Annotated in this window: 28 protein-coding genes; 12 read left to right on the forward strand and 16 right to left on the reverse strand. The window is 68.1% G+C overall.

Translation table 11 applies throughout. The features are described 5' to 3' along the window. Window positions 1-3: 3 nt before the first annotated feature. Window positions 4-789 (reverse strand): SDR family NAD(P)-dependent oxidoreductase, encoded by a 786-nt coding sequence (locus GGC47_RS25660; protein ID WP_038358145.1) that lies wholly within the window; start codon window positions 787-789, stop codon window positions 4-6. 179 nt (window positions 790-968) lie between these two features. Between GGC47_RS25660 and GGC47_RS25665 the strand changes: the two genes are divergently transcribed. Then, a complete protein-coding gene (locus GGC47_RS25665) occupies window positions 969-1343 on the forward strand; it encodes a YkvA family protein (RefSeq protein WP_038358143.1) in 375 nt (124 codons plus the stop codon). Between the two features lie 5 nt (window positions 1344-1348). On the opposite strand, the gene GGC47_RS25670 is transcribed toward GGC47_RS25665, so the two are convergent. Continuing rightward, window positions 1349-2323 (reverse strand): NADPH:quinone oxidoreductase family protein, encoded by a 975-nt coding sequence (locus GGC47_RS25670; protein WP_142023463.1) that lies wholly within the window; start codon window positions 2321-2323, stop codon window positions 1349-1351. A 276-nt stretch (window positions 2324-2599) separates the two neighbouring features. Here GGC47_RS25670 and GGC47_RS25675 point away from each other — a divergent pair, with 276 nt between their 5' ends. The 3 genes from GGC47_RS25675 to GGC47_RS25685 all read left to right on the forward strand — a co-directional run bounded on the left by GGC47_RS25675 (window position 2600) and on the right by GGC47_RS25685 (window position 4965). Next, window positions 2600-3139: a hypothetical protein gene (locus GGC47_RS25675; RefSeq protein ID WP_051987418.1), complete on the forward strand. Its 540-nt coding sequence runs from the start codon at window positions 2600-2602 to the stop codon at window positions 3137-3139. A 92-nt stretch (window positions 3140-3231) separates the two neighbouring features. Beyond that, window positions 3232-4464, forward strand: a complete 1233-nt coding sequence (rlmN, locus tag GGC47_RS25680; protein WP_142023451.1) for a dual-specificity RNA methyltransferase RlmN — start codon at window positions 3232-3234, stop codon at window positions 4462-4464. 9 nt (window positions 4465-4473) lie between these two features. Further along, window positions 4474-4965 carry a hypothetical protein gene (locus GGC47_RS25685; protein ID WP_142023450.1) on the forward strand — a complete coding sequence of 164 codons (492 nt, stop codon included), beginning with the start codon at window positions 4474-4476 and terminating at the stop codon, window positions 4963-4965. Window positions 4966-4968: 3 nt separating this feature from the next. Here GGC47_RS25685 and GGC47_RS25690 read toward each other — a convergent pair whose 3' ends face one another. Together GGC47_RS25690 and ggt are read right to left on the reverse strand one after the other, a co-directional pair. Continuing rightward, window positions 4969-5661: an acid phosphatase gene (locus GGC47_RS25690; protein ID WP_038358141.1), complete on the reverse strand. Its 693-nt coding sequence runs from the start codon at window positions 5659-5661 to the stop codon at window positions 4969-4971. A 63-nt stretch (window positions 5662-5724) separates the two neighbouring features. Further along, window positions 5725-7461 (reverse strand): gamma-glutamyltransferase, encoded by a 1737-nt coding sequence (gene ggt / locus GGC47_RS25695; RefSeq protein WP_142023449.1) that lies wholly within the window; start codon window positions 7459-7461, stop codon window positions 5725-5727. Window positions 7462-7588: 127 nt separating this feature from the next. Here ggt and GGC47_RS25700 point away from each other — a divergent pair, with 127 nt between their 5' ends. From GGC47_RS25700 to GGC47_RS25710, 3 genes are all read left to right on the forward strand, one after another. After that, window positions 7589-8191 carry a LemA family protein gene (locus tag GGC47_RS25700; RefSeq protein ID WP_142023448.1) on the forward strand — a complete coding sequence of 201 codons (603 nt, stop codon included), beginning with the start codon at window positions 7589-7591 and terminating at the stop codon, window positions 8189-8191. Between the two features lie 100 nt (window positions 8192-8291). Then, window positions 8292-9101 carry a TPM domain-containing protein gene (locus tag GGC47_RS25705; RefSeq protein WP_113254777.1) on the forward strand — a complete coding sequence of 270 codons (810 nt, stop codon included), beginning with the start codon at window positions 8292-8294 and terminating at the stop codon, window positions 9099-9101. After that, window positions 9101-9706, forward strand: a complete 606-nt coding sequence (locus GGC47_RS25710; protein ID WP_142023447.1) for a TPM domain-containing protein — start codon at window positions 9101-9103, stop codon at window positions 9704-9706. Before GGC47_RS25705 ends, GGC47_RS25710 begins: the two co-directional genes overlap by 1 nt. A 31-nt stretch (window positions 9707-9737) precedes the next feature. On the opposite strand, the gene GGC47_RS25715 is transcribed toward GGC47_RS25710, so the two are convergent. The 11 genes from GGC47_RS25715 to acnA all read right to left on the reverse strand — a co-directional run bounded on the left by GGC47_RS25715 (window position 9738) and on the right by acnA (window position 20272). Next, entirely contained in the window at window positions 9738-10505 is a 768-nt protein-coding gene (locus GGC47_RS25715) for a DUF1223 domain-containing protein (protein WP_166652912.1), read from the reverse strand. Window positions 10506-10569: 64 nt separating this feature from the next. After that, a complete protein-coding gene (locus GGC47_RS25720) occupies window positions 10570-11550 on the reverse strand; it encodes a lipid A biosynthesis lauroyl acyltransferase (RefSeq protein WP_081925056.1) in 981 nt (326 codons plus the stop codon). A gap of 111 nt (window positions 11551-11661) precedes the next feature. Then, a complete protein-coding gene (locus GGC47_RS25725; protein ID WP_142023445.1) occupies window positions 11662-12684 on the reverse strand; it encodes a zinc-binding dehydrogenase in 1023 nt (340 codons plus the stop codon). Between the two features lie 16 nt (window positions 12685-12700). Continuing rightward, window positions 12701-12985: a type II toxin-antitoxin system RelE/ParE family toxin gene (locus tag GGC47_RS25730; RefSeq protein WP_038358131.1), complete on the reverse strand. Its 285-nt coding sequence runs from the start codon at window positions 12983-12985 to the stop codon at window positions 12701-12703. Then, on the reverse strand, window positions 12982-13224 hold the full coding sequence (locus tag GGC47_RS25735; protein ID WP_038358129.1) for a CopG family ribbon-helix-helix protein: 243 nt from the start codon (window positions 13222-13224) through the stop codon (window positions 12982-12984). The genes GGC47_RS25730 and GGC47_RS25735 overlap by 4 nt, the downstream gene beginning before the upstream one ends. Before the next feature lie 56 nt (window positions 13225-13280). Next, window positions 13281-14027, reverse strand: coding sequence for an SDR family NAD(P)-dependent oxidoreductase (locus GGC47_RS25740; protein WP_142023444.1), 747 nt, complete (start codon window positions 14025-14027; stop codon window positions 13281-13283). Continuing rightward, window positions 14024-15304, reverse strand: coding sequence for a beta-ketoacyl-ACP synthase (locus GGC47_RS25745; RefSeq protein WP_113254770.1), 1281 nt, complete (start codon window positions 15302-15304; stop codon window positions 14024-14026). Before GGC47_RS25745 ends, GGC47_RS25740 begins: the two co-directional genes overlap by 4 nt. A gap of 12 nt (window positions 15305-15316) precedes the next feature. Beyond that, on the reverse strand, window positions 15317-16465 hold the full coding sequence (locus tag GGC47_RS25750; protein WP_429069577.1) for a beta-ketoacyl-ACP synthase: 1149 nt from the start codon (window positions 16463-16465) through the stop codon (window positions 15317-15319). After that, window positions 16462-16926, reverse strand: coding sequence for a 3-hydroxyacyl-ACP dehydratase FabZ family protein (locus GGC47_RS25755; RefSeq protein ID WP_038358124.1), 465 nt, complete (start codon window positions 16924-16926; stop codon window positions 16462-16464). Before GGC47_RS25755 ends, GGC47_RS25750 begins: the two co-directional genes overlap by 4 nt. 130 nt (window positions 16927-17056) lie before the next feature. Further along, window positions 17057-17338, reverse strand: coding sequence for an acyl carrier protein (locus GGC47_RS25760; protein WP_038358122.1), 282 nt, complete (start codon window positions 17336-17338; stop codon window positions 17057-17059). A 234-nt stretch (window positions 17339-17572) separates the two neighbouring features. After that, window positions 17573-20272 (reverse strand): aconitate hydratase AcnA, encoded by a 2700-nt coding sequence (acnA, locus tag GGC47_RS25765; protein WP_038358120.1) that lies wholly within the window; start codon window positions 20270-20272, stop codon window positions 17573-17575. A gap of 235 nt (window positions 20273-20507) precedes the next feature. On the opposite strand from acnA, the gene ccmA reads away from it, so the two are divergent. After that, window positions 20508-21128, forward strand: a complete 621-nt coding sequence (gene ccmA / locus GGC47_RS25770; protein ID WP_370955740.1) for a heme ABC exporter ATP-binding protein CcmA — start codon at window positions 20508-20510, stop codon at window positions 21126-21128. Beyond that, the gene (gene ccmB / locus GGC47_RS25775; RefSeq protein ID WP_370955739.1) at window positions 21125-21793 is read left to right on the forward strand and encodes a heme exporter protein CcmB; all 669 of its coding nucleotides are present in this window, start codon (window positions 21125-21127) and stop codon (window positions 21791-21793) included. Before ccmA ends, ccmB begins: the two co-directional genes overlap by 4 nt. Here ccmB and GGC47_RS25780 read toward each other — a convergent pair. Next, a complete protein-coding gene (locus GGC47_RS25780; protein WP_113254767.1) occupies window positions 21781-22017 on the reverse strand; it encodes a hypothetical protein in 237 nt (78 codons plus the stop codon). The two genes, ccmB and GGC47_RS25780, sit on opposite strands and share 13 nt — an antisense overlap. A 294-nt stretch (window positions 22018-22311) precedes the next feature. Here GGC47_RS25780 and GGC47_RS25785 point away from each other — a divergent pair, with 294 nt between their 5' ends. Genes GGC47_RS25785 through GGC47_RS25795 form a run of 3 tightly spaced genes read left to right on the forward strand, consistent with a single transcriptional unit; the run spans window position 22312 to window position 23884 of the window. Beyond that, entirely contained in the window at window positions 22312-23073 is a 762-nt protein-coding gene (locus GGC47_RS25785) for a heme ABC transporter permease (protein ID WP_370955738.1), read from the forward strand. Then, a complete protein-coding gene (ccmD, locus tag GGC47_RS25790) occupies window positions 23070-23258 on the forward strand; it encodes a heme exporter protein CcmD (RefSeq protein WP_038358112.1) in 189 nt (62 codons plus the stop codon). The genes GGC47_RS25785 and ccmD overlap by 4 nt, the downstream gene beginning before the upstream one ends. Beyond that, window positions 23255-23884: a DsbE family thiol:disulfide interchange protein gene (locus tag GGC47_RS25795; RefSeq protein WP_248312799.1), complete on the forward strand. Its 630-nt coding sequence runs from the start codon at window positions 23255-23257 to the stop codon at window positions 23882-23884. Before ccmD ends, GGC47_RS25795 begins: the two co-directional genes overlap by 4 nt. The last annotated feature ends 49 nt before the right edge of the window (window positions 23885-23933 follow it).

Consider the following 23933-nt stretch of genomic DNA (forward strand, 5'->3'; position numbering starts at 1 on the left):
GGCCTATTTCGGCGCGAGCCGGATCGCGCCGTCGAGGCGGATCGCGGTGCCGTTCAGCATGTCGTTCTCGACGATGCTGCGGGCGAGCGCGGCGTATTCCTCCGGCTTGCCGAGGCGCGAGGGATGCGGCACCGAAACGGCGAGCGAGGCCTTGGCCTCCTCGGGGAGCCCCGCGAACATCGGCGTCTCGAACAGGCCGGGCATGATGGTGACGATGCGGATGCCGACCGAGGCGAGATCGCGCGCGATCGGCAGCGTCATGCCTGCGACGCCGGCCTTCGAGGCGGCGTAGGCGGCCTGGCCGATCTGGCCATCCTCCGCCGCGACGGAGGCCGTGCAGATGATGACGCCGCGTCCGCCATCGGCCGTGATCGGCTCGAGCGCGGCCAGCGCCGCGGCGGATTTGGCGATGACCCGGAAGGTGCCGACGAGGTTGATCGCGACCGCCTTCTCGAAGGTCGCGGTGTCGTGGGCGACGAGCTCGCCGGTGTCGCGCTTCTTCGAGACGACGCGGCGGCCGGGCGCGATGCCGGCGCAGTTGACGATGATGCGGGCGACGCCATGGGCGGCGCGGGCCTTGGCCAGCGCCTCGTCGACCGAAGCCTCGCTGGTGACGTCGCAGGGGCAGAAGACCCCGCCGATCTCCTTAGCGACCGCCTCGCCGCGCTCGGCGTTGAGGTCGAGCAGCGCGACCTTGACGCCCTGGCCCGCCAGCATGCGCGCGGTCGCCTCGCCGAGGCCGGAGGCGCCGCCGGTGACGATGGCGGCGAGGGAGGAATCGAGTTTCATGGCGCGTTTCCCGTCAATCCTGGTTCTGGAGCCGGTTTAGAGGGCGTTTCCTCCTGTTCCAAGCGGGTTTTCCGGCAGGCCTCTTGTGCAGGATTGCGACGGGGCCATCTTTCGACATGGCGCGCCGGTTGGGAGCGCGCGATCATCGGCGTCATCCGACGCCAAGGAGAAAGACAGGGATGAGCGAGGGGTTCAGCGCAAGCTTCAGCCGCGAGGAGATGGAGGCGATCCGCAAGAGCCTGCGTGACGAAGCGAGGTTCGGCGCCGATTTCATGGCCCGCCTCAAGCGCGTCGCGAAGCGTATTCCGTTCACCGAGGATCTGCTGGCGGCGTGGTTCTGCACGCGCGATCCGCAGACGCCGCGGCGCGTCAAGCTGACGCTGCTCGCAGCGCTCGGCTATTTCGTGCTGCCGCTGGATGCGATTCCCGACTTCATGCCGCTGATCGGCTTCACCGACGATGCGGCGGTGATCGCGGCGGCCATCGCGGCCGTGGCGGGCTCGATCAAGCCCGAGCATCGCGAGAGGGCGAAAACGGCGATGGCTGATCTCTGAGCGCTTCAGAACGTTAGCACGACCTTGCCCTTGGCCTGGCGGTTGCCGATCAGCGCATAGGCTTCCGTCCAGCGCTCGACGGGAATCGCGGCATGGACATGGGCGCGGATATGGCCGCCTGCCGCCCAGTCCAGCAGGCGCTCCATGTTGCGGCGATGCGCGGCCGGTTCGCGGGTGACGAATTCGCCCCAGAAGACGCCGCGCAGGTCGCAGCCCTTCAGCAGCAGCAGGTTGAGCGGGATCTTGGGAATCGTGCCGCCGGCGAAGCCGACGACGAGATAGCGACCCTCCCAGGCCATTGACCGCAACGCCGGCTCGGCCAGATCGCCGCCGACCGTGTCGTAGAGCACGTCGACGCCGCGTCCCGCCGTCACCCGTTTCAGGGCGGCGCGGATGTCGTTCGTGCCGTAGTCGATCTCTTCCTGCGCGCCGTGTTCGCGGGCGAGCGCGAGCTTGTCGGCCGATGAGGCGCAGGCGATGACATGGGCGCCGAGCAGCGCCCCGATCTCGACGGCGGCGAGGCCGGCGCCGCCGGAGGCGCCGAGGATCGCCAGTGTCTCGCCTGCCTTCAGCCCGGCGCGCTGGATCAGCCCGTGCATCGCCGTGCCATAGGTGACGAAGAGGCCGGCGGCCTGTGCGTCGGAGAGCTTCTCCGGTACGCGAATCAGCGCTTCGGCCGACACCGCGACCTTCTCACGTGCCGCGCCATGGCCCAGCCAGGCCGCGACGCGCTCGCCGATCTGCCAGCCGGTGACGCCCTCGCCGATGGCGGCGATGGTGCCGGCGCATTCCGCCGAGGGGGAGAAGGGCAGGGCCGGCTTGGTCTGGTAGCGGTTCTGGATGATCAGCGTGTCGAAGAAGTTCAGCGCCGCCGCCGTGACGGCGACGACGACCTCTCCGGGAGCGGGTATCGGCTCCGGCAGGTCGCGGATCGCCAGTTCCTCGGCCGGGCCGTGATGTTCGCAGAGCAGGGCTTTCATCGTCTGTCCGTCGCCGTCCTTCGGGAGGCGCGATGGTGCCATGGCGTGCTGCCCGGCGGAACAGATCGGCGCCTCCGGTCCATTCGCATTTTCGCCAGGATCGTGACACTCTATGCCGCCAGCGACCGCGAGGCCGCCTGATCAACAGGTGGTAAACGCGGTATTAAGAATTTTAGTGACTGATGGCGGTCCATGATCAGCTTGCTCCCTTCCTCCGGCGCTCGTGGCCGTCTTCGTCTCGCAATCATGCTTCCGCTCGTCGGAAGCATGACGCTGATGGCCGGGTCAGTGCTGGCCCAGCCGGCCAAGCCGAAGCCGGCCACTCCGAAGCCTGCCGCGGCGGCGGCCGCGGCCGCTCCGGCCAGTGCCGGCCAGGGCCAGGCCATGCTGCTCGAAACCGCCGGAAAATGGCAGGCCTTCTCCTCGCAGCAGGGCCGCACCAAGGTCTGCTACGCCCTCTCCAAGGCCGAGAGCCGCATGCCGGCCAATCTCAAGGATGTCGAGGGGCTCCTCTTCGTCTCCAGCCGCCCGGCCGAGGGCGTGCGCAACGAGATCAGCTTCGTCATGAATTTCGACGTCAAGGAAGGCGTCGAGCATCAGGCGATCATCGGCAATGAGCGTTTCGCCCTGGTGGCCAAGGGCAAGAACATGTGGCTGAAAAATCCGGCGGAGGAGCCGCGGATGCTCGATGCGCTGCGCCGTGGCGCGGGCCTCGAGATCAAGGCTACGTCCAAGCGTGGCAATCCCACCGCCGACAAGTACTCGCTCTCGGGCATGTCCCAGGCGGTGAAGCGGGCCGAGGACGCCTGCAAGTAAGGCGCGCGGCGGGAGATTTCCGCTTTTCGCGCATCTGTGCTAGGGAGCGGCGAAATTCCGCGCCTTCACTCATGGGCGACGACAGAGCTCCGATGACCGTGTCCGTTCTTGAAACTGCCGCCCCGGCGGCCGAACCTGTTTTGCGGCGCCCCTCGCTGGTGGGGCGCACACGCGCCGGCCTGGCCGAGGCGCTGTCCGAGATCGGCGTTCCCGAGAAGGAGCGGCGCATGCGCGTCGGCCAGCTCTGGAACTGGATCTACCATTACGGCGTGCGCGATTTCGACGCGATGACGACGATCGGCAAGGGGCTGCGGGCCGAACTCGCCCAGCACTTCTCGCTCGATCTGCCGGAGGTCACCGCCGAGCAGGTCTCGACCGACGGCACCCGCAAATGGCTGCTGCGCATGCCCTCCACCGGCCCGCGCGACCGCGGCGCCGAGATCGAATGCGTCTACATTCCCGAGGTCGACCGCGGCACGCTCTGCGTCTCCAGCCAGGTCGGCTGCACGCTGACCTGCACCTTCTGCCATACCGGCACGCAGCGCCTGGTGCGCAATCTGACGACCGAGGAGATCGTGGCGCAGCTCATGGTGGCGCGCGACCGGCTCGGCGATTTCCCGAATCGCAAGCCGCCGGAGGGCGCCTTCGTGCCGAACGATGGCGGGCGCTTCATCTCCAACATCGTCTTCATGGGCATGGGCGAGCCGCTCTATAATTTCGACGGGGTGCGCGACGCCATCGACGTGATCTCGGACGATCAGGGGCTTTCGCTCGGGCGCCGGCGCATCACCGTCTCGACCTCGGGCGTGGTGCCGCAGATCGGGCCGCTCGGCGACGAGATGGGCACGATGCTGGCGATCTCGCTGCATGCGGTGCGCGACGAATTGCGCAACGAGCTGGTGCCGCTCAACAAGAAATACCCGATCAAGGATCTGCTCGAGGCCTGCCGGAACTATCCCGGCCTGTCGAACGCGAAGCGGATCACCTTCGAATACGTCATGCTCAAGGGCGTGAACGATTCCGATGCCGAGGCGCGCGAACTGGTGCGGCTGCTCAAGGGCATCCCGGCCAAGATCAACCTGATCCCGTTCAATCCCTGGCCCGGCACCAAATACGAATGCTCGGACTGGGACCGGATCGAGCGCTTTTCGGAGATCGTCTTCCGCGCCGGCTACGCCTCGCCGGTGCGCACGCCGCGCGGGCGCGACATCCTCGCCGCCTGCGGCCAGCTCAAGAGCGAGACCGAGAAGCTCTCCGCGCGCGCCCGGCTGATGCTGGAGCAGGACGAGGCCAACGCCGCCGCGCCGGCCGTGGCTGCGGAATAGGCCGGCTTGATGCTGCGCTGGCTGCTGCTGATCCCCTTCGCCTGCCTCGTCGCCATGGGGGCGGGGCTGTTCTTCCTGACGGCGGCCAGCGTCGCATCGCCGGCCGTGGCGCTGCTGATCGGCGGCGGCATCGAACGCCTGCTCGACATCCTGTTCGGCCTGGCGGAAAGCGGCGTCGATCCGACGCCGGCGGCGCAGGCGGCGTTTGCCCTGATCGCGCGGCTGGGCCTTGCGATCATCGTCGCGCCGGTCGTGCTGGTGGCGGTCGGTTCGGAGCTGTTCGGATTGCGCAGCCTGCTGGTTCAGAGCGGGCTCACCGGCCTGCTCGCGGCGCTCTTGCCGTTGGCCATGCTGAGGCTTTCGCGCACGCCGAGCCCGGCCGAGCTGCAGATCATCTCCGGGCTCTTCCTGGTCGGTGCAGCGACGGGCTTCATCTACTGGCTGATCGCCGGGCGCGAGGCCGGCGGCGACAGGCGCCCCGCCGACCCCATATCTCGGTAATCGTCAGAGGCCGAGGGCCTTGCGCAGCTCGGCCTTGGCGGCGGCGAATTCGGTCTGGAAGTCCTGCTGTTCCATGATCCGCGCCGCGATGACCGAACCGGCGATGCGACCGGCCTCGATGTCCGAGCGGTAGTGGATGCCGCCGATGATGCGGTTCTCGCCATAGAACCAGGCGCGGTTCATGATCTCCACGCGCTTCTCCGGCACCATGTTCGACAGGACGATGCCCATCAGCGTGCCGACCGTGGTGTGACCGGACGGATAGGCGCCGGAGTTCGAGATCTTCACCACCGGCTTGACCAGCGGGCTGAGTTGATGCGGGCGCGGGCGCTTCCATGAGTCCTTGGCCGGATCGACGACGGCGCCTTCGGTCGCGACGACGCGATCGAAGAAGGCCGAGAAGACCGGCAGCGCTTCCGGCTTGAAGGCGGGGCCCATCACATCGGCGAAGCGCCAGACATTCTCCTCGGCGTCGGCCTTGGCCTTGGCCTCCATCTCCGGCGTGCGGGTGACCTGCAGCGTCAGCACCTCGCCGAGCTCGGCCTTGGTCTGCACGGAATCATCGGCCGGCGGCGGCTTGAGGAACAGCTGGAGATCGACGGATTTGGCGGATGTGAACGGCGCGGCGTCCTCGGCCTGGGCCGGCGAGAAGGCGAGCGTGGCGGCAGTCAGAAGGGCGAGTGCGAAATGGCGCATGGTGGCGGTCCCTGGTTGGCTGGGGAGGGACGCGCCGAGAATATGACAGCGTGATGAACCCGCTCAGTCTCCGATCGCCACGCCCTCGCGCCGGCCGTCGGCACCGCCGACGAACCCTTCCGGCGTCTTGACGATCACCTGCGTGCCGGAGGTCATCTCCATGAGCTGGACCTTGTGGCCTTTCGCTTCCAGAGCCGCCTTCCAGGCTTCCGCCTCGGTGCCCGCCTCCAGCTCGGTCGGGCCGTTGCGGCTGCCGAAATTGCCGAAATCGGCGGCAGCTTGAGGGTCCATGCGCCAGTCGAGCAAGGCGACCAACGTCTTGGCGACGAATTCGATGATCTGGCTGCCGCCGGGAGAACCCGCGACCGCGTAAAGCCGGCCGAAGGCGTCGAAGACCAGGGTGGGCGCCATGGAGGAGCGTGGGCGCTTGCCGGGCTCGACCCGGTTGGCGACCGGCTTGCCGTCCTCTTCCGGCGCGAAGTTGAAATCGGTCAGTTCGTTGTTGAGCAGGAAGCCGGCCTTCGTCATCAGATGCGAGCCGAAGCCGCCCTCGATGGTCGTCGTCATCGCGACGGCGTTGCCGTCCGCATCCACCACCGAGATATGGCTGGTGCCATGCTCGATGCCCTCGGAGGGGGCGAGCAAGCCGGCGCGCCGATGCGGCGGATCGCCAGCCTGCGCCCGGCCCATGGAACGCTCCGGGCTGATCAGGGCAGCGCGCGAGCGGATATAGTCGCGGTCGATCAGGCCGCGCACCGGCACGGCGAGAAAAGCGGGGTCGGCGAGATAGAGGTTGCGATCGGCGAAGGCGAGCCGGCCGGCCTCGCTCAGCCAATGGGCGGCCTCGGGGCCCGGCCCCATCCGCCTGAGATCGACGCGCTCGAGCATGCCGAGGATCTGCTGGACGGCGACGGCGCCCGAGCTCGGCGGCCCCATGCCGCAGAGCCGCCAGACGCGGTAGGCACCGCAGACCGGCTCGCGCTCCTCGACCTTGTAGGCCGTGAGATCCGCAAGCGTCATGTCGCCGGGATTGCCCGGATGCTCCGCTATGGTGGCGACGATGTCCTCGGCGATCGGGCCCTTGTAGAGCGCATCCGCGCCTTGTGCCGCGATAGCGCGCAATGTTTCGGCGAAGGCCGGGTTCTTCAGGATCGTGCCGACGGCTTTGGGCTGTCCGTCCGTCTCGTAGAAATACGCGGCGGCGCGCGGATTTTTGGGGAGATCCTTGTCGCCGGCGAGGAGGCCGTTGAGGCGCGGCGATATCGCAAAGCCCTCCTCCGCGAGCTTGAGTGCGGGAGCGACCAGATCGGCCCAGGGCAATTTGCCCCAGCGCCGATGCGCCTCCTCCAGCAGCCTGAGCGTGCCGGGCACGCCGACCGAGCGGCCGCCGATCACGGCCTCCCGAAACGGCATCGGCTTGCCGTCCTTCATGAAGCGGTCGGGCTTTGCGGCGGCGGGCGCCGTCTCGCGGCCGTCGAGCGTCGTCACCTTGCGGTCGAACTCGCCCCAATGAACGAAGAACGCGCCGCCGCCGATGCCTGAGCTCTGCGGCTCGACCAGATTGAGCACGAGCTGGATGGCGATGGCGGCGTCGGTGGCGCTGCCGCCGGCGCGCAGGATGTCGCGCCCGGCCGAAGCCGCGAGCGGATTGGCCGCGGCCGCCATGAACTGCCGCGCGGTCGTCTCGACCCTGGCGATCCGGCCGGTTCCCGCCTCCGGCGCGGGGGCGAGAGGCTGCGCGATCGCGATCTGCGCGGCGAAAAGCGCGGCTGGCAAGACGGTCAGTCGGGCGAAGCGCATGCAAGCCTCCGGCGGGGTTCGGCCCACCATAGGCCATTCGCCGCGCCCTGGCAGCTTTGACCGGAGCGGCGCGACAGGTAAGGTCCGAATCGACACCATTGCAACGCTGCCAAAAGGGGTTTTCGGCATGACGTTCTCCGCCCAGCTTCGCCGTCCGCTGGCCTGGTTCGCGCTCGGCCTTCTCGGCATCGCGCTCGCCGGCTGCGGCTACAACAACGTGCCGACGCTGGAAGAGAAGGCGAAGGCCGCCTGGTCGGAGGTGCAGAACCAGTATCAGCGCCGCGCCGACCTGATTCCCAATCTCGTCGAGACGGTGAAGGGTTACGCCGCGCAGGAGCGCGAGGTGCTGACGGCCGTGATCGAGGCCCGCGCCAAGGCGACGCAGGTCAAGGTCGATGCCTCGACCATCAGCGACCCGGCCAAGTTCAAGGAATACCAGGACGCGCAGAACCAGCTCACCGGCGCGCTGGGGCGGCTGCTCGTCACGGTGGAGCGCTACCCGGACCTGAAGTCGAACCAGAACTTCCTGGCGCTGCAGTCGCAGCTCGAGGGGACGGAGAATCGTGTCGCCGTGGCGCGGCGCGACTACATCCAGGCCGTGCAGGACTTCAACACCGAGATCCGCACCTTCCCGGGCGTGATCTGGGCCAAGGTGTTCTGGGGCGCCAAGCCGATGGAAACCTTCACCGCCACGGCCGGTGCCGAGCGGCCGCCGGCGGTGAAGTTCTGAGGTCAACGGTCCCGTGCGGCAGAGCGTGGCGTCATGCTCGGGCTCGACCCGAGCATCTCCCAAACGAGATTCTTGGATCTACGCTTCGCTTCGTCCGAGGATGACGGGGTTTCGCGCTGCCGTCGCGCTGATCCTTTGCCTCTGCGCTCTGCCGTCATTCGCCGCCGATCCGACCTATCCGGCACTCACGGGCCGCGTCGTCGATGGCGCCAACATCATCGCCCCGGAGGCGCGCCAGCGCATCGAGGACAAGCTCAAGGCGCATGAGGACAAGACGTCGGACCAGGTCGTGGTCGCGACCGTGCCTTCGCTGCAGGGGCTGGAGATCGAGGATTTCGCCAACGGGCTCTACCGGCACTGGCAGCTCGGCCAGAAGGCGAAGAACAACGGCGTGCTGCTGATCGTGGCGCCGAACGAGCGCAAGGTCCGCATCGAGGTCGGCTATGGGCTCGAAGGCGCGCTGACCGACGCGCTCTCCAAGGTGATCATCACCACGGCGATCGCGCCTAAATTCAAGACGGGCGATTTCGCCGGGGGCATCGAGGCCGGGACCGACGCCATCCTGACCATCCTGGCGGGCGACGCCGAGGAATGGCAGCGCCGCGCCGAGGTTCGCTCTGACGAGAGCACGATTCAGGAGGACATCGCCGTCGTCGTCGCGATGGTCCTGATCTTCCTGTTCATCGTCGCCTTCCTGCGGGGCCTGAGCCAGCAGAGTGGCGGCGCGCGCCGATACCGGACACGCGACGGCCGCTGGATCGTGCTGCCGCCGGGCAATTCGGGCTGGGGATCCGGCTCGGGCTGGAGCGGCGGCGGGGGCTGGAGTTCGGGCGGTGGCTTTTCCGGCGGAGGCGGCTTCTCGGGCGGCGGGGGCTCGTCAGGTGGCGGCGGCGCTTCGGGGAGCTGGTGATGGATACCTCCGACAGGGATGCGATCGCCGAGGCGGTGCGCCGCGCCGAGCTGAACACGGCCGGCGAGATCGTCGTCGTCATCGACCGGGCCGCGTCGAGCTATCGCAACGTTCCGGTGGTGATGGCGCTGGCGCTCGCGCTGCTGGTGCCCTGGCCGCTGATCTCGCTGACGGCGATGAGCGCGCAGCGCATCTTCATGATCCAGCTCTTCTGTGCCCTCACCCTGCTCGGCGCGCTGCTCTGGTACGGTCGCGGCGGGCGCTTCGTGCCGGGCTTCATCAAGCGGCGCCGGGCCCATGACGCGGCGCTGCGCGAGTTCACGGCGCGGGGGCTGACGCGGACGAAGGGGCGCACCGGCGTGCTGCTCTATGTGGCGCTGCAGGAGCGCTACGCCGAAATTCTGGTCGATACCGGCATCGACGGGCGGGTCGATGAAAAGACCTGGGACGGCATCATCGAGCCCCTGCTCGCAGCGGCGCGCGATGACCGGCTGACAGAAGGCCTCATCGCGGCAGTGGATGCGGTCGGCGCGGTGCTGGCGCAGCACGTCCCACCGGTTCCCGGCGACGTCGACGAATTGCCGAACAAGGTGATCCTGCTCTGAGGCTGCGCTCCTGCCGAGCCGGGATGCTGGCTCAGGGCGCCGTCTTGCCGCGCGCGGCGCCGAGGATCGGCCCCGGCATCATGCCGTATTTTCCCGGCTGGTCGGTCTGGACGATGACGACGTAGCCGTCCGCCTCCGGCGCCTGGGTGGCGCTCAGCGGGGCCGTGATGGTGGTTTCCTTGCCGTCCCAGTCGCCGACGCGGACCATGCCGCGTACCACATTCGCATAGGACAGGGTCTTGCCCTGGTTCTCGCCGCGCGTCACCGGCACCGAGGCCAGGCGCGTCGTCGGCAGGACCCAGACGCCGGCTGCTCGCTCGCTCGCCAGGCCCGAGGGCGTGAGCTTGATCTCGAGATTGCCGCTCTTCTCCTCGAGCCCGATCCGGACCGGGAAGCCGGAGGGGGCGAGCTGGCGGATCGTCTTCTGGATCTCGTCCTTGTCGGAGCCGACCAGATGGCCGGAGCCGTTGACGACGACCTGCGGAGTATAGACCTGCCCGTCGCCACGGGCCTTGGCATAGAATTTCTGGCGCTTGGCGAAGGAGTCCTTCCCCAGCGTGTCCTTCCAGCCGAGATAATCCCAATAGGTCACCGGCAGCGTCAGGGCGATGAGGTCGGGGTCCTTCGCGAGCTCGATCACCAGCGCATCGGCCGGCGGGCAGGAGGAGCAGCCCTGGCTGGTGAACAGCTCAAGCAGCGCCTTCGGCTGCTTGCCGGGCGCCTGCGCGTCAACGGTCGCGATGCCCATGGCGAGGGCCGCAATCGTCACAGCAATGAGGCGCTTGCCGGGGGACATCATCGAACTCTGCGGACAACTTCTTTTGACGAGGTTACCAAAGCCCTCATTCGCCTTCATTTGGAAATCACGTTGCCTTGAAAACAGGCGTCGTCGCGCGGGTGTGATCGAATTCCGCCAGCGCCGCGGCCGAAATCATGTTGGGCCGCCAGCGGCGGTGCATCCAGAGCCACTGCTCGGGATTTTCGCGCACCCAGCCTTCGACCACCGCCGTCATCATCGCCATGGCGCCCTGGACGTCGATCTCGCCCTGCGCATCGCGCGGCAGGTCGAGAGGCGGCGTCAGCTCCAGGCGGAAGCGCTGCTTCGGCAGGCGGATGACGCGCACGCCATGCACCGGACATTCGAAGCGCTTGGCGAATTTGCCCATGATCGGGTTGGTCAGGGCCGGGCGGCCGAAGAACGGCACCACGACGCCGCGGGTGAAATGCTGGTCGATCAGCATGCCCAGATGGCCGCCCTTCTCCAGCACGCCCTGCATGGCGAAGGCCGCGCCCTGCTTCGCCGCCGCGAGCCCACCCATGGCGCCGGAACGGATCTCGTGGACCACGGCTGCGATCGCGGGATCGTTGGGCGCGCGGAAGACGGCGGTGGTTTCGAGATCATAGGCCGCCGCGCAGATCGCCGGCAGTTCCCAGTTGGCGAGATGGGCCGAGAAGATCAGGCCTGGCTTCTCGTCGTCCTTGAGCGCGATGAAATGTTCGATGCCGACGACCTCGACGCGCGAGTTGGGGTCGGGGTTATGGTAGTCGTAATCGAACAGCGTCTTGAGATGCGCGTATTCGGCGGCGGTGCGGCCGAGATTCTCCCAGGCGGCGCGGGCGATGCGCCTGATTTCGGCCTCGTCCTTTTCCGGGAAGGCGGCGCGGATATTGGCGAGCGCGACCCGGTTGACCGGGATGAGCGGGCTCGCGGTCCTGAGCAGCCAGCCGCCGAGGTCGCTGGAGCGCTCCGGCCCCAGCAGGCGCAAGCCCGCAAACAGCGTGCGGATCACGCCGATCATCACCGCCGCGCCGATTCGCGCGGCGAAAGCCTTGATCCGTCTCAATGTCCTGCCAGCCCTATCCCGCCCGTGCCGAGAGCAAGACCGGGCCTTGAAGGCGCGATCTGGGGCAGGAATGCGCCGGCGTCAAGTCTCCGGCGGGGCCGGGAGCCCTGCTCAGAAGGCGATGACGACCTTGCCGAAGACCTTGCGCCCTTCGATCCGGTCGAGGCCTTTCTCGAATTCGGCGAGCGGGAAGACCGAGTCGATCACCGGTTTCATGCCGCCCGCCATCTTCTCCAGCGATTGCGCGATGTTCTCGATGCGGCAGCCGAAGGAGCCGGTGATGCGGTATTGCTGCTGGAAGAGCTGCATCAGGTTGATCGTCGCCGAGGGGCCGGAGGTCGCGCCGCAGGTGACGAGCCGGCCGCCGCGCTTCAGGCAGAGCAGCGAGCCGTTCCAGGTGTCGGCTCCAACGTGCTCGAAGACGACATCGACGCCCTTGCGGCCGGTGAGCTTGCGGACGACGCCCTCGAAGCGATCCTCGCGGTAGTTGATGACGTGATCGGCACCGAGCGCCTTGGCCTTGGCGCCCTTCTCGTCGTCGCCGACCGTGGTGTAGACCGTGCAGCCGATCGCCTTCGCCATCAGGATCGCGGCGGTGCCGATGCCGGAGCCGCCGGCATGGACGAGGACCGACTCGCCGGGCTCGAGCTTCGCATTGTCGAACAGCATATGCTGGACCGTGCCGAAGCCGATCGGCGCGCAGGCGGCGTCCTCGAAGGAGACGCCCTTCGGCGCCTTGATGGTGAGGCGGGCCGGGCGGTTCAGCACTTCGCGGGCGAAGCCGTCGATATGGAAGCCCATGATGCCGGCGACGTTCTCGCAGAGATTGTCGCGGCCCTCGCGGCAGGCCTTGCACTGGCCGCAGGTGTCGGCGCCATAGGCGGTGACGACATCGCCGGGCGCGAAGCCGGTCACGCCCTCGCCGACGCAGACGATCTCACCGGCGGCCTCGACGCCCGCCGCCTGCGGCATCTTGCGCTTGGCGAAGGCCATGCCGCGGAAGCCCCAGAGGTCGAGATAGTTCAAGCCCACCGCCTTGATGCGGATCTGCACCTCGCCGGGAGCGGGCGGCGGCGGCGGCTCGATCTCCTCGAGACGGAGATCGCGGTCGCCATGGAGCTGGAGGGAGCGCATGAGGATTCGACGTCTTTCAGATCTGGTCCGGCCATTGCCGGGAGGTGTGGAGGACCGCGAGGATTTCGACGCGGCCGTCGCTGACGCGGTAGGGGAGGATATAGGGCGTGCCAGTCACGATGAGTTCGCGGGTTCCATCGCTCCGTCCCGGCCGCCCGATCTCTGGATGGCTGGTCAGCATTGCGGAGCGCTGCTCAACGAGATCAACCAGTGCTGCAGCGGCGGAGCGGCTGTCCTTCGCGATGAAGGCAAAGATCTGGTCGAGCTCGCGCAGTGAGCGTTTCGTCCAGACGAGCCTCACTCCGCCACGGCCTTGTACTTGCGGAACACGGCCTCGACCTCTTCGTCCGTCGCGAACTCGCCGCGATCGGCTTCGGCGATCCCCTCCTTGATCCTCGCGATCTGCCAGGCGTTCAGCGCGACATAGTCCTCGATCGCCTTCGCCGCGATCCAGTTGCGTGAGCGGTCGGTGTCGGCGGCCAGCGCGTCGAGCTTGGCCAGCATCTCGTCGTCGAGGCGGATGGTGAAGGCTGCCGTCATGTCGGTTCACTCCGGTTCAGGATGAACCTTAACATGAACAGCCCTGTCGGTCGATATCAGCGGTGAACGCCGAGCTGGGCGGTCAACCCGCCGTCGATCGGCAGCACGGTGCCGCTGATATAGGCGGCGGGCTCGCTCATCAGGAAGGCGGCGAGGCCGGCGACCTCCTCGGGCTTGGCGAAGCGTCCGGCCGGGATCTGCCCCTGCATCTTTTCGCGATAGGCGGCGTAGGGCGCCATCATGTCGGTGTCGACGAAGCCCGGCGCGATCACGTTGACCGTGACGCCGCGCTTGCCGGTCTCGACGGCGAGCGTCTTGGCATAGGAGATCAAGGCGCCCTTGGAGGCGGCATAGGCGGCGTTCCCGGGATTACCGCGCAGCGCCGCGACCGAGCCGATGGCGACGATGCGGCCGGCCTTGGCGCGGATCATGTTGCGCATCAGGCTCTTGGCGAGGCGGGTGAAGGCCCAGAAATTGACCTGCATCGCGGCTTCCGCCTTGTCCTGCACGATCATCGCGGCCAGCGAATCATAGGGCTGGCCGGCATTGTGGACGAGGCCGAAATAGCTCTCGCCCTCGCGCTCCTCGCAGAAGGCGTCGAGCTCGGCCTTGTCGGAGAGGTCGAGCGACAGGGCGCTGACCGCCCGGCCGGGATGGGCGGTGGCGATCTCCCCGGCCAACGCCTTCGCCTGATCGGCGGAGGAGCGGAAGGTGAAATCGACATCGTGACCGGCCGCGACGAGGGCGCGCACGATCGCGGCGCCGACACCCTTGGCGCCGCCCGTTACCAGAATCTTGGTCATGCGGCCTCCGGAGGCGCCGTCAGCACGAGGCAGGTGTTCTGGCCGCCGAAGCCGAAGGAATTGGAGATGATGGTGCGCACCTTCGCGTCGCGAGCGGTGTTCGGCACGACATCGAGCGTGATCGCCGGGTCCGGATTGGCATAGTTGATCGTCGGCGGAATCTTGCCGTTGGCGATGGTCAGGAACGAGATCACCGCCTCGACGGCGCCGGCCGCCGTCAGCGTATGGCCGATCATCGACTTGTTCGAGGAGATCGGCAGGCTCGCCATGCGCTCGCCGAAGACGGCGGCGCAGCTCATCGCCTCCATCTTGTCGTTCTCCGGCGTCGAGGTGCCGTGGGCGTTGATGTAGTCGACGTCGTCGGGCGTCAGCCCGGCATCGGCCAGCGCGTCCTGCATGGCGAGGATCGCCGGCTTGCCGTCCGGGCTCGAGCGGGTGCGGTGGAAGCCGTCGCCGCGCTCGCCGCAGCCGGCGACGATGCCGAGGATGGTCGCGCCGCGCGCCAGCGCGTGGTCGTAATCCTCCAGCACCAGCGCACCGGCGCCCTCGCCCATGACGAAGCCGTCCCGGTTCTTCGAGAAGGGCTTGGCCGCGCCTTCCGGCGGATCGTTCTGGGTCGAGAGGGCGGAGAGCAGCGAGAAGCGGATCAGCGCCTCGGCATGGATCGAGCCGTCGGTGCCGATGCAGAGCGCGGCCTCAGTGTCGCCGCGGCGGATCGCCTCGACGCCCATCTGGATCGCGGTCGCGCCCGACGAGCAGGCGGTCGAGAGGGAGATCGGCGAGCCCTTGGTCCCGAAGCGGTCGGCAATATGATCGGCGACGCCGCCGAAGACGAAAAGCTCGTGCATCGCGCGGAACTTGCCGGTCTCGGCCGCGCGCAGCAGCCCGTCGTAATCGACGTCGCCTTCGATGGCCTGAGCCATCTCCTGCTTCTGCGGCCATTCCATCTCGACCGGCGGGACGGCCATGAAGAGCTCGCCCGGAAAATCGCCGGAGGTGCCGAGCCCGCTCTGGGTGACGGCTTCTTCCGCCGCCAGCGTCGCCAGCTTCTCGGAGAGCTGGGGGGCGGTGAAGGGCTCGTCGAACAGGAAATCGACGGTGCCACCGATCGTGGTGCGCAAGCCCTCGGTCGGGAAGCGCTCGATGCGGTGGATGCCGGATTGGCCGGCCGTCAGCGCCTTCCAGTTCGTTTCCTTGCCCTGGCCGAGCGAGGTGACGACGCCGAGCCCGGTGACGGCGACGATCGGGCGGCCCTTGGCATCACGATGCGTGGTCATGGCTTCAACCTCTCACGCTTGAACCAGATGCGCGGCGCCTTCGCCGCGCCAATGGCCGGCGCCGGTGACGACCGCCTCCTTCGCCTGCCCAGCCGACAAGGCGATGGCTGCGAGGGCGACGGAGACCGGAAACGCGGCCTCGACGCCATGGCCGACGAGATCGCCCGCCGCGATCCGCTTCGCCGATGGCGCGGCCTTCGCGAGCGCGTTGGCTTCTTCGGCCGTGATGCCGGCGCAGCCTGTCGCTGCCGAAATGGCGAGCGCATCGGCGCCGAGCGGGCCGAAGCCACCGACGAGTCCGGCCAGGGCCGATTCGACCGTGCCGGGCGCACGGCGGCTGCGCGTCGCGCCGGCATGGCTGAGCTTGGCGTAGACCCTGGCGCCGCGTGCGGCGGCCCGCTCGGCCGATTCGAGGACGAGGAAGGCGCCGGCGCTGCCGGTGATCAGGCCCGGAGCCTCCTCGCGCGCGAAGACGGGGGCGAAGCTGCCCTGGCGCAGATAGCCGCCGAGCTCGAAGAGCAGCAGCATGTCGCGGCGCTCGGCATTATAGGCGCCGCCGACCAGCATCAGGTCGGACTGGCCCGAGGCGATGCGGGCGTGGGCGGTGCGGATGGTGTCGACGCCGGCCTGCTCCTCGCCCATGAAGGTGCGCGAGGGACCGGTGACGCCATGGACGATGGCGATGTTGCCGGCGAGCAGGTTGGAGAGCTGGGCGAGGAAGAGCGTGGGGCGCAGATCACCCATCAGGTGCTCGTTGAGATAGGTGCCGGGCTCGTTGGCGCCGCGCAATCCCGTGAGGATGGCGGAATCCACCGCATGGTCGCGCTCGCCGCCGCCGGCGGCGACGATGACCTGCAGCGCGCTCTTGGCCTCGGCATCCTCCTTGATCCCGGCGGAATCGAGGGCGAGGCCGGCGGCGTACACGCCGAGGCGCTGCCAGGGCTCCATCTGGCGCTGGTCGGATTTCTTCGGGATCTGCCGGTCGAGCTCCAGCGCGAGGAGCGGATGGACCGGATAGGGCTTGAAGCTCTCGGTGTCGACGGTCGGCGGGCCGCCTGCGGCGAGTGCCGCGGCATGGACCTCGACGCCTTCGCCGAGGCTGGAGGCGATGCCGATGCCGGTGATGACCACGTCCCGGCGGTTCATCGTCATATCGCTCATGGAGCAGGCTCCGGCTTCAGGCCGATGGCTTCGATGCGGCTCTGCATGAGGGCGCGCATATCGGCGGGGAAGGGCATCAGGCGGAAGCGCAGCTCCGCATCGCAGATCGGCTTGCCGTTGCTCGTCAGCTTCGCCTTCGTCGCGGCATAGCCGGAACCCTCGATCACGAGCTCGGCGCTGGCTTCCAGCTCGGCGTTGGGCTCGACGAAGCTGCGGAAGCGCGCCTTGTCCACGGTCATCAGGAAGGGCATCTGGCTGAGACCGTTGAGGCCGAGCAGCAGATAGCCCGAGGCCTGGGCCATGGTCTCGGTCAGCAGCACGCCAGGAACGAGCGGGTGGCCGGGGAAATGGCCCTCGAAGACCGGGCTTGCGGCCGGGACGGTGGAGCGCGTGACGATGCGCTGCAGCGACGGATCGAAGGAAACGACCCTGTCGATCATGTCGAAATATTCGAGGCGCATGCGATCCTTGACCAGCTGGGCACGCCAGAACGGCGCGCGGCCGCCGTGCGGATCGGTCTGATCCGTTCAGCGGCCTATGCTCTATCGGGAGCGGGGCGCCGGCTCAAGTCCGGCAGCCCCCGCGCAGGCGTTACGCCTTCTTGGCGGCGACGAGGTCGTCGATGCGCTTGCAGAGGTTCTCGAGCACGAAATACTGCTCTGCCGGGGCCTTGCCCTCATTGACCTCCTGCGTCCACTGCTCGAGCGGCAGCTTGATGCCGAAGGCCTTGTCGATCGCGAAGGCGATGTCGAGGAAGGCGAGCGAGTCGATGCCGAGATCGTCGATGGCATGGCTCTGCGGCGTGATCTTCTCACGCGGAATATCGCAGGTTTCCGAAATGATGCCGGCGACCGTCTCGAACGTGGCGGACATGCGGGTGCTCCCGTCTTGAAAGGATGTCGGCGGACGACGTCCGAGCGCGGGATGATCCCTGCGCCTGCCCCAAGTCTCCGCCGAGGATGACTGACCGGCCCCCTTACACCGCGCCGGGCGCGAGGACAACTGGGATGGGTCCCGATACGAGCGCGGCCGGCTTGCGCCGGCCGCGTTGTGACGTTTTGGTCACCGAAGGCCGTGCCGGAAACACGACCTTCGCTGCCAGGATGCTTACGCGGCGAGCCCGCGCAGCACGTATTGCAGGATGCCGGCGTTCTTGAAGTAGTCGATCTCGTCCAGCGTATCGATGCGGCAGAGGATCGGCACCTTCTTCACCGTGCCGTCGGCATAGGTGATCTCGGCTTCCATCATCTGGCGCGGCTTGACGTTGGCCAGCCCGTGGATGGTGACCATCTCGTCGCCCTTCAGGTCGAGCGAGGCCCAGCTCGTGCCCTCCTGCAGGGTGAAGGGCACGACACCCATGCCGACGAGGTTCGAGCGGTGGATGCGCTCGAAGCTCTGGGCGATCACCGCCTTGACGCCGAGGAGGTTGGTGCCCTTCGCCGCCCAGTCGCGCGAGGAGCCGTTGCCGTACTCGACGCCGGCGAAGATCACCAGCGGCACCTTCTCCTGCTTGTACTTCATCGCGGCGTCGTAGATCGGCAGCTCTTCCTTCGACGGGTAGTGGATGGTGTAGCCGCCCTCGCGCCCGTTCGGGCCGAGCATGTGGTTGCGGATGCGGATATTGGCGAAGGTGCCCCGCATCATCACCTCATGGTTGCCGCGGCGCGTGCCGTACTGGTTGAAGTCGGCGACCGCGACGCCATGCTCGGTCAGATAGGCGCCGGCCGGGGAGGCCGCCTTGATCGAACCGGCCGGAGAGATGTGGTCGGTGGTGATCTTGTCGCCGAAGAGGCCGAGGATGCGGGCGCCCTTGATGTCGCCGATCGCGTCCGGCTTCTGGTGCATGCCCTGGAAATAGGGCGGGTTCTGCACATAGGTCGAATCGTCGTCCCAGGCATAGGTCTCGCTCTGCGGGGCGTCGACCGCCTGCCAGTGCGCGTCGCCCTTGAAGACGTCGGCGTACTTCGCCTCGAAGATCGCGCGGGTGACGTTCTGCTGGATGAAGCTCTGGATCTCCTTGTTGGAGGGCCAGATGTCCTTGAGATAGACGTCCTTGCCGTCAGAGCCCTGGCCGAGCGGCTGCGTGGTCAGGTCCATCTGGACCGAGCCGGCCAGCGCATAGGCGACGACCAGCGGCGGCGACGCCAGGTAGTTCGCCTGCACGTCCGGCGAGACGCGGCCTTCGAAGTTGCGGTTGCCGGAGATGACGGCGCCGGCGATCAGGCCCTTGTCGTTGATCGTCTTCGAGATCGGCGCCGGCAGCGGGCCGGAATTGCCGATGCAGGTGGTGCAGCCGAAGCCGACCAGGTTGAAGCCGAGCTTGTCGAGGTCGGTCTGCAGGCCGGACTTGGCCAGATATTCGGCGACGACCTGCGAGCCGGGCGCCAGCGAGGTCTTCACCCAGGGCTTGACCTTGAGGCCCTTGGCGACCGCATTGCGGGCGAGCAGGCCGGCCGCCATCAGCACCGAGGGGTTCGAGGTGTTGGTGCAGGAGGTGATGGCGGCGATGACGACGTCGCCATGGCCGAGATCGAAATCCTCGCCCTCGACCTCAACGCGGCGCGAAAGCTCGCCGCCCTTCTTGTAGTCGCTCTCCATGGCGGCGGCGAAGCCGGCCTTGACGGCGGAGAGGTCGACGCGGCCCTCGGGGCGCTTCGGGCCGGCCATCGAGGGCTGGACCGTCGAGAGATCGAGCTCCAGCGTGTCGGTGAAGACCGGATCGGCCGTCTCGCGGGTGGCGAAGAGCCCTTGAGCCTTGCTGTAGGCATCGACCAGCGCGATGCGCTCCGCCTTGCGGCCGGTGGTGGTGAGATAGTCCAGCGTCTCGGCATCGACCGGGAAGAAGCCGCAGGTCGCGCCGTATTCCGGGCCCATGTTCGCGATGGTCGCGCGGTCGGCCAGGGTCAGATTGTAGAGGCCGGGGCCGAAGAACTCGACGAATTTGCCGACGACGCCCTTCTTGCGCAGCATCTGGGTGACGGTGAGCACGAGATCGGTCGCGGTGATGCCTTCCTTGAGCGCGCCGGTCAGCTTGAAGCCAATGACCTCCGGCAGCAGCATCGACTGCGGCTGGCCGAGCATGGCGGCCTCCGCCTCGATGCCGCCGACACCCCAGCCGAGCACGGCGAGGCCGTTGACCATGGTGGTGTGCGAATCGGTGCCGACGACGGTGTCGGGATAGGCGACCTCGACCTCGGTGCCGTCGATGGTCTCGCTACGGGTCCAGACGGTCTGGGCGAGGTATTCGAGATTGACCTGGTGGCAGATGCCGGTGCCGGGCGGGACGACGCGGAAATTGTCGAAGGCGCCCTGGCCCCATTTGAGGAACTTGTAGCGCTCCGCATTGCGCTCGTATTCGAGCTCGACGTTCTGGGCGAGCGCCTTGGGCGTGCCGAACTCGTCGACGATCACCGAGTGGTCGATGACGAGATCGACGGGAACGAGCGGGTTGATCTTCTGGGCGTCGCCGCCGAGCGCCTTGACGCCGTCGCGCATCGCGGCGAGGTCGACCACCGCCGGCACGCCGGTGAAGTCCTGCATCAGCACGCGGGCCGGGCGGAAGCCGATCTCCTTGCCGGCCTTGCCCTTGTCGTCGAGCCAGCCGACGAAGTTCTCGATATCGGCCTTCGTCACCGAGCGGCCGTCCTCGTTGCGCAGCAGGTTCTCGAGCAGCACCTTCATCGAGAAGGGCAGCTTCGAGATGCCGGGCAGGCCGTTCTTCTCGGCGTCGGGCAGGGAATAATAGGTGTAGCTCTTGCCGCCGACATCGAGTGTCTTGCGGGCCTTGAATGAATCGAGCGAAGCCATGCGGGCAATATCCTGATCAAGGGGTTGCGGTCGCGACCGGCAAGTCTCCAAGGGTTTCTGCCCTTGCGGACGCTGCCGTTCGAAGGCCTAATGCGCGTGGCGCGCGCGCCGCCCCGGGAGTGCCCGGGCCCCGCGCCGGATCGGCGTGCGGCGTAGCCGCGGGTTCTATAGAGCAATTCCAAGAAGCGCGCTACATGAACGAAATGTGGTCGAATGCATCGGCGGCATTGCTGCCTTGACGCAAACTCCGTTCCAGGATTCGCGCCTCCGCGTCGAGAATCTCGCCTGTCGCCGCGGCGGCAGGCTGATTTTCGATGGCGTGAGCCTGTCGCTCGGCAATGGCGAGGCGCTGGCGCTGACCGGCCGCAACGGCGCCGGCAAGTCGAGCCTCATCACCATGCTGTGCGGACGGTTGCGGCCCGATGGCGGCAGCATCCGCATCGAGGGGGCGGATGAGGCGGAACTTCCCGAGCTCAGCCACCTCGTCGGCCACCGCGACGGGCTGAAGACGGCGCTGACGGCGCGGGAGAATCTCGCCTTCGCGCAGGATCTGCTGGGCAGCCCGGCCCTGTCGCCCGAGGCGGCGCTGGAGGCTGTCGGGCTCGCCCATGTCGCCACGCTGCCGGTCGGCTACCTCTCCGCCGGCCAGCGGCGCCGGGTGGCGCTGGCGCGGCTTCTGGTGTCGCGGCGCCCCTATTGGCTGCTCGACGAGCCGATGGCGGCGCTCGATACCGCCTCGCAGGCGATGCTCACCGGGCTGATGCGTGCGCATCTGCTGATGGGCGGCGCGATTCTCGCCGCGACGCATGGGCCGCTCGGGCTGGACGCGGCGCGCGAACTCAGGATCGGGCCGTGAGACGCGCCTTCATCGCCATCCTGAAACGCGATCTGGCGCTGGCGGCGCGTGCCGGCGGCGGCGGCGAGCTCGCGCTCGTCTTCTTCCTGACGCTTGTGGTGCTGGTTCCCTTCGCGCTCGGGCCGGACCTCAACCTGCTGTCGCGGATCGGCCCGGCGATCCTGTGGCTCGGGGCGCTGCTTTCCGTGCTGATCGGGCTCGACCGGCTGTTCCAGAGCGACGAGGAGGACGGCTCGCTCGAGCTGATGCGGGCCTCTGCGCTGCCGTTGGAAGGGGCGGTTCTGGCCAAGGGGCTGGCGCATTGGCTGACCACGGGCCTGCCGCTGGCGCTCGTCTCACCGCTGCTCGGGCTCCTCGTTGCGCTGCCGGGCGAGGCGGTACTGCCGCTCTTCGCCACGCTGCTGGTCGGCACGCCGGCGCTCAGCTTCATCGGCGCGGCCGGCGCGGCACTGGCGGCGAGCCTCAGGCGCGGGGGGCTGATCGTGCCGGTGCTGGTGGCGCCGCTGACGATTCCCGTGCTGATCTTCGGGGTCTCGGCCGCGAATGCGGCGCTCGGCGGAACGGTGCCGTTCCGCACGCCGTTCGTGATCCTGGTCGCGCTGTCGCTGGCGGCGATCGTGGTCGGGACGCTGGCGGCGGCAGCCGCGCTGCGTCAGCCGGAGTGAGCGGCGCCGCGGCCGTGGTGGTCGAGCTCCACGGCGCAGCCGCATTGCGCCGCAAGCCGCGCGACCGTGTCGGCGATGGCATCGAGGCCGATGCCGCCGACATCGTGTTCGCGCTGGATTTCCTCGGCCGTCGCGTAGACGTCTACGACGAGCGACTGGCTCGCTTTCGAGCGAATCGCAAGCTCGACCTCGCGCTGGACCGCGTCGGACAAACGCATTTCCATGGTGGTCCCCCCATCGGTTCCCGACGGTAGAATGCGAGCGCTCGCCCCGCAAGCGGAGAGTTCTGAATCTGTAATATATTCAATGTGATACCGTGGCGCACGCGGTTGACGCAACGGCGCCTTTCGAGCCAAAATCGGAAAAGATCAAGCCTTCGAAGGGCTTGCCTCGGGACTGCCTGATTCGTGCGCCAGCAGCTTCGTGATGTCGCAGCGAGGCTGCGGCGCATTGCCGTGACGGGGCCGGGATTGCTATTGCTGCGGCGCCCGTGCCCGATGGCACCGTTTGCAGATGACATGGCCAGCCTGATCGACCTCGCCAACCCGACGCGCTTCATGCGCTTGTCTTCCGCGCTGCTGCCGTGGCTCGCGGGCGTGTCGGCGCTGCTGCTGGTCGTCGGCTTCTATCTCGCCTGGTTCGTGGCGCCGCCCGATTACCAGCAGGGCGAGACCATCCGCATCATGTTCGTGCACGTGCCGGCGGCCTGGCTCGCCATGATGTTCTACGCGATGATGGCTGTCTCGGCGCTGGGCACGCTGGTCTGGCGCCACCCGCTCGCCGATGTCGCGCAGAAGGCGGCGGCGCCGATCGGCGCCTGCTTCGCGCTGATCTGCCTGGTCACCGGGGCGCTCTGGGGCAAGCCGATGTGGGGCACCTACTGGGTCTGGGATGCCAGGCTGACCTCGGTCCTGATCCTGTTCCTGGTCTATCTCGGGATCATCGCGCTCTGGCGCGTGCTCGACGACCCCTCGCGGGCGGGGCGGGCGGTCGCGATCCTGACGCTGATCGGCTTCGTCAACGTGCCGATCATCAAGTTCTCGGTCGACTGGTGGAATACGCTGCACCAGCCGGCCTCGGTCTTCCGCATGGGCGGCTCGACCATCGATGGCTCCATGCTCTGGCCGCTGCTGATCCTGGCCTTGGGTTTCACGCTCTTCGCGCTGACGCTGCACATGCTGGCGATGCGCGCCGAGATCATGCGCCGGCGCGTGCGCACCCTGACGATCCTCGAGGCCGAGCGGCTCGACCGGCTGTCGGCGCAGGGAGCGCCGGCATGACCGCGCTGGCCACGAGCCTCGGGCCGCATGCCGGCTTCATCCTCGCCGCCTATGCGGCGGTCGCCGTCGTCCTCACCGGGCTGACGCTCTCGATCATCCGCGATCACCGTGCGCAGAAGCGGGCTCTCGCCGCGCTGGAGCAGCGCGGCGCCGGGCGCCGCCGCCAGGGTGGAGAGGCGGCATGAGTTCGGCGGGCACCGAACAGCAGGCGAAGACGACGATGGAAGGCGAGGCCGCGCCGCGGCGCCGTTCGCCGCTCCTGTTCCTGGTGCCGCTGATCCTGTTCGGCGGCCTCGCCATCATCTTCGGGATCGGGCTGTTCTCCGGCGATGCGAGCCGCGTGCCCTCGGCGCTGATCGGCAAGACCGCGCCGGCGATCGCGCTGACGCCGGTCGAGGGTCTGGCGCGGGGCGGCCAGCCGGTCCCGGCTTTCGGCAATGCCGATCTGGGTCAGGGCCGGGCGACGCTGGTCAACGTCTTCGCGAGCTGGTGCGCGCCCTGCAAGGTCGAGCATCCCGTGCTCGTCGGCCTGTCGCAGACGGATGCGGTGAAGCAGGGCAAGGTCGCGCTGGTCGGGATGAACTACAAGGACGAGGCCGAGAATGCCCGCCGCTTCCTTGGCGCGCTCGGCAACCCCTTCTCGGCGGTGGGCGCCGACAAGGGCGGCCGCGCCGCGATCGAATGGGGCGTCTACGGCGTGCCGGAGACTTTCCTGATCGGCCCGGACGGGCGCATCCTCGACAAGCATGTCGGCCCGCTGGATCAGGCGGCGGCGGCGAGGCTGCTCCAGCGCGCGCTGAAGGGAAGCTGACGAACAGCCGTCATGCTCGGGCTTGGCCCGAGCATCTCTTCAACCGGCG

It is taken from the genome of Allobosea sp. OAE752 (assembly GCF_050433265.1).
GTDB lineage: Bacteria > Pseudomonadota > Alphaproteobacteria > Rhizobiales > Beijerinckiaceae > Allobosea > Allobosea spartocytisi.

Coding starts and splice junctions, on each gene's coding strand:
- GGC47_RS25785 (WP_370955738.1), top strand. CDS start 22,312: ATGGCCAGCCTGATCGACCTCGCCAACCCGACGCGCTTCATGCGCTTG.
- GGC47_RS25780 (WP_113254767.1), bottom strand. CDS start 22,017: ATGGAAATGCGTTTGTCCGACGCGGTCCAGCGCGAGGTCGAGCTTGCG.
- GGC47_RS25665 (WP_038358143.1), top strand. CDS start 969: ATGAGCGAGGGGTTCAGCGCAAGCTTCAGCCGCGAGGAGATGGAGGCG.
- GGC47_RS25660 (WP_038358145.1), bottom strand. CDS start 789: ATGAAACTCGATTCCTCCCTCGCCGCCATCGTCACCGGCGGCGCCTCC.
- GGC47_RS25750 (WP_429069577.1), bottom strand. CDS start 16,465: ATGAGCGATATGACGATGAACCGCCGGGACGTGGTCATCACCGGCATC.
- rlmN (WP_142023451.1), top strand. CDS start 3,232: ATGACCGTGTCCGTTCTTGAAACTGCCGCCCCGGCGGCCGAACCTGTT.
- GGC47_RS25705 (WP_113254777.1), top strand. CDS start 8,292: ATGACGGGGTTTCGCGCTGCCGTCGCGCTGATCCTTTGCCTCTGCGCT.
- acnA (WP_038358120.1), bottom strand. CDS start 20,272: ATGGCTTCGCTCGATTCATTCAAGGCCCGCAAGACACTCGATGTCGGC.
- GGC47_RS25795 (WP_248312799.1), top strand. CDS start 23,255: ATGAGTTCGGCGGGCACCGAACAGCAGGCGAAGACGACGATGGAAGGC.
- GGC47_RS25685 (WP_142023450.1), top strand. CDS start 4,474: ATGCTGCGCTGGCTGCTGCTGATCCCCTTCGCCTGCCTCGTCGCCATG.
- GGC47_RS25740 (WP_142023444.1), bottom strand. CDS start 14,027: ATGACCAAGATTCTGGTAACGGGCGGCGCCAAGGGTGTCGGCGCCGCG.
- GGC47_RS25725 (WP_142023445.1), bottom strand. CDS start 12,684: ATGCGCTCCCTCCAGCTCCATGGCGACCGCGATCTCCGTCTCGAGGAG.
- ggt (WP_142023449.1), bottom strand. CDS start 7,461: ATGCGCTTCGCCCGACTGACCGTCTTGCCAGCCGCGCTTTTCGCCGCG.
- GGC47_RS25755 (WP_038358124.1), bottom strand. CDS start 16,926: ATGCGCCTCGAATATTTCGACATGATCGACAGGGTCGTTTCCTTCGAT.
- GGC47_RS25710 (WP_142023447.1), top strand. CDS start 9,101: ATGGATACCTCCGACAGGGATGCGATCGCCGAGGCGGTGCGCCGCGCC.
- GGC47_RS25735 (WP_038358129.1), bottom strand. CDS start 13,224: ATGACGGCAGCCTTCACCATCCGCCTCGACGACGAGATGCTGGCCAAG.
- GGC47_RS25715 (WP_166652912.1), bottom strand. CDS start 10,505: ATGATGTCCCCCGGCAAGCGCCTCATTGCTGTGACGATTGCGGCCCTC.
- GGC47_RS25690 (WP_038358141.1), bottom strand. CDS start 5,661: ATGCGCCATTTCGCACTCGCCCTTCTGACTGCCGCCACGCTCGCCTTC.
- GGC47_RS25760 (WP_038358122.1), bottom strand. CDS start 17,338: ATGTCCGCCACGTTCGAGACGGTCGCCGGCATCATTTCGGAAACCTGC.
- ccmD (WP_038358112.1), top strand. CDS start 23,070: ATGACCGCGCTGGCCACGAGCCTCGGGCCGCATGCCGGCTTCATCCTC.
- GGC47_RS25670 (WP_142023463.1), bottom strand. CDS start 2,323: ATGAAAGCCCTGCTCTGCGAACATCACGGCCCGGCCGAGGAACTGGCG.
- GGC47_RS25675 (WP_051987418.1), top strand. CDS start 2,600: ATGGCCGGGTCAGTGCTGGCCCAGCCGGCCAAGCCGAAGCCGGCCACT.
- GGC47_RS25745 (WP_113254770.1), bottom strand. CDS start 15,304: ATGACCACGCATCGTGATGCCAAGGGCCGCCCGATCGTCGCCGTCACC.
- GGC47_RS25700 (WP_142023448.1), top strand. CDS start 7,589: ATGACGTTCTCCGCCCAGCTTCGCCGTCCGCTGGCCTGGTTCGCGCTC.